The organism is Actinomadura rubrobrunea NBRC 15275, from assembly GCF_001552235.1.
Lineage (GTDB): Bacteria > Actinomycetota > Actinomycetes > Streptosporangiales > Streptosporangiaceae > Spirillospora > Spirillospora viridilutea.
Genome location: NZ_BCQU01000187.1, coordinates 1 through 2543, shown reverse-complemented (window position 1 = coordinate 2543; position 2543 = coordinate 1). Strand labels below are relative to the sequence as shown.

Below are 2543 nucleotides of genomic sequence, written 5' to 3'. Positions count from 1 at the left end.
CCCCCGCCGATCCCGCGCCCCCGGCGTTCCACCGCGACCGGGCGCGGCTGCGCGAGCTGTTCGTGCGCGCGCTGCCGGACGCGCCGCCCGACCTGCCCGACGACCCGGCGGCGCTCGCCGCCGCGGCCCGCGCCCACCTGCGGCGGCGGCTGCTGTCGGCGCGCGTCGCGGTGTGCGGCGCCGACTTCATGGTGGCCGACACCGGCACGCTGGTGCTGCTGGAGTCCGAGGGCAACGGACGCGCCGCCGTCACCCTGCCCGGGACGCTGATCTGCGTGGCGGGCATCGACGCCGTCGTCCCCACCTGGGACGACCTGGAGGTGCTGCTGCAGCTGCTGCCGCGCTCGGCGACCGGGGACCGGATGAGCCCCTGCGTGTCGACCTGGACGGGCGTCACGCCCGGCGACGGCCCGAGCGAGCTGCACCTGGTGCTGCTCGACAACGGCCGCTCCGCGGCGCTGGCCGACGAGGCCGGACGGGCCGCGCTGCGCTGCGTGCGCTGCTCGGCGTGCGCGCACGTGTGCCCCGTGTACGAGCGCACCGGAGGCGAGCCCTACGGCCCGCGCGGCGGCGGACCGATCGGCGCCGTCCTCACCCCGCTGGTCGAGGGCGTGGAGGACGCGGCGCGCGCCTCCCTGCCGTACGCGTCCACGCTGTGCGGCGCCTGCGCCGACGTGTGCCCCGTCAAGATCGACATTCCGGACCTGCTGGTCCGCCTGCGGGGCAGGGTGGTGGAGTCGCGGCGGCGCCGCCCGGTGCCCACGCCCGAGCTGCTGATGATGCGCAGCGCGGCCTGGACGATGGCCGACCGCGGCCGCTACGAGGCGGCGCTGCGCTCGGGCGCGCGCTGGGCGCGGCTGCTGTCGCGCGGCGGCCGCATCCGGCGGCTGCCGGGCCTGCTGGGCAAGTGGACCGACGCCCGGGACCTGCCCGCCCCGCCGGTGCACAGCTTCCGCGCCTGGTGGCGGGCGCGGCCGCGCCATGGGGGTGACCGATGAGCTCGCGGGAGCGGATTCTGCGGCGCGTGCGCGAGGCGCTCGGCGAGGAGCGCGGCACGAGCGTCGACGTCCCCCGCCGGTACCGGCGCCGGCTGACCGCCGCCGAGGCCGCCACCCGCGCCGACGTGATCGCGCTGTTCACCGAGCGGGTCGCCGACCACCGCGCGACCGTCCGGCACACCGGCGCGGACGACCTGGCCACCTCGATCGCGGCCGCGCTGTGGGCGCGCGAGGCCCGGCGCGTCGTCGCCCCGGCCGACCTGCCGTTCGGCTGGCTGGCCGAGCTGGACGGCGTGCAGGCCGTGGCCGACACCGGCCTGACCGACCTGGACACCCTGGCCGCGGTGGACGGCGTGGTGACCGGCTGCGCCGTGGCGATCGCGCGGACCGGCACGATCGTGCTGGACGGCGGCCGGGCGCAGGGGCGGCGGCTGCTGTCCCTGGTCCCCGACTACCACCTGTGCGTGGTGCACGCCGACCAGATCGTCGGCACCGTGCCCGAGGCGGTCGCGCGGCTGCGGCCGGACCGCCCGCTGACCTGGATCAGCGGCCCGTGCGCGGCCGGCGGTCCCGAGGCGCGGCGGGTGGAGGGCGGCCAGGGGCCGCGCGCCCTGGAGGTCCTCGTCGTCGAGGACTGACCGCGAGGACTGACCGCGAGGACTGACGGCGCCGCGCGGACGCGCCGCGGACGGGTCAGGGAGCGACGGCGGTGAGAATCTGGTCGAACGCTGCGGCGAAGCGGGCCGGCCAGTCGACCGGGCCGTCGGGGCCGGCGGCGGCCGGTGCGGTGGCGCCGTCGTCGGTGGTGCCGCGCACCTCCAGCGCGACATGCCCGATGACGAACGCCAGCAGCGTGTGGGCGGCCGCGTGCGCGGCGTCGTCCGGCAGGCCGCCCCGGCGCATCAGCTCGCGCAGCGAGGCGGCGGTGGGGGCCAGCGCGGCGGGGTTGCGCCGGGTGACCAGCAGCGGCAGCACTCCGGCGTGCTCCAGCAGGCGCTCGCGGTAGGCGGCGGCCCAGCGGCGCAGCGCGTCCCGCCAATCGGCGGAGTCGTCGACCGGGGCGGGCGCGTCGGCCACGTGCGCCACCAGGCCGTCCAGCAGCTGCTCCTTGCCGCGGGGCAGGTGGTGGTAGATGGCCATGGCCTCCACCTCGAGGGCGTCGCCGAGGCGGCGCATGGTCAGCCGCCCCAGGCCCTGGCCGTCGACGATCCGCAGCGCCGCCTCGATGATCCGCTCGATGGTCAGCGGCGGGCGGTGCTGGGCGTTGATGCTCGGTTGCCGAACCATGACGAGCACTGACCTTACTACGTAAAGGGCGCGGGCGGGGTGTCCGCTGTCACGACACGCCGGCGACGGGCGTACGCTTACCCCGATCACACCTCGATCACGTGCGACGGACGGCCGTCACGGCCGGGTAGAGTCGAGCACGGCCGGTCACGGCCGCGGACGAAGGAGGGGACCGCCATGGCCTTGGGTCGCCGGGTGAGCAAGGACGTCGCCGAGCGGTACGCCGCCGACGAGCGGCTGGCCGCGACCTACCGGGAG

Annotated in this window: 3 protein-coding genes; 2 read left to right on the top strand and 1 reads right to left on the bottom strand. The window is 77.5% G+C overall.

Annotated features, from left to right (window positions below):
* On the top strand, positions 1-998 hold a 998-nt coding region (locus AR3_RS28880), incomplete at its 5' end, for an LUD domain-containing protein (protein WP_067918779.1).
* A complete protein-coding gene (locus AR3_RS28875; RefSeq protein WP_067918777.1) occupies positions 995-1636 on the top strand; it encodes a LutC/YkgG family protein in 642 nt (213 codons plus the stop codon). The genes AR3_RS28880 and AR3_RS28875, both read left to right, overlap by 4 nt.
* A 55-nt stretch (positions 1637-1691) precedes the next feature.
* On the opposite strand, the gene AR3_RS28870 is transcribed toward AR3_RS28875, so the two are convergent.
* A complete protein-coding gene (locus AR3_RS28870) occupies positions 1692-2285 on the bottom strand; it encodes a TetR/AcrR family transcriptional regulator (protein WP_067918781.1) in 594 nt (197 codons plus the stop codon).
* Positions 2286-2543 lie beyond the last annotated feature (258 nt).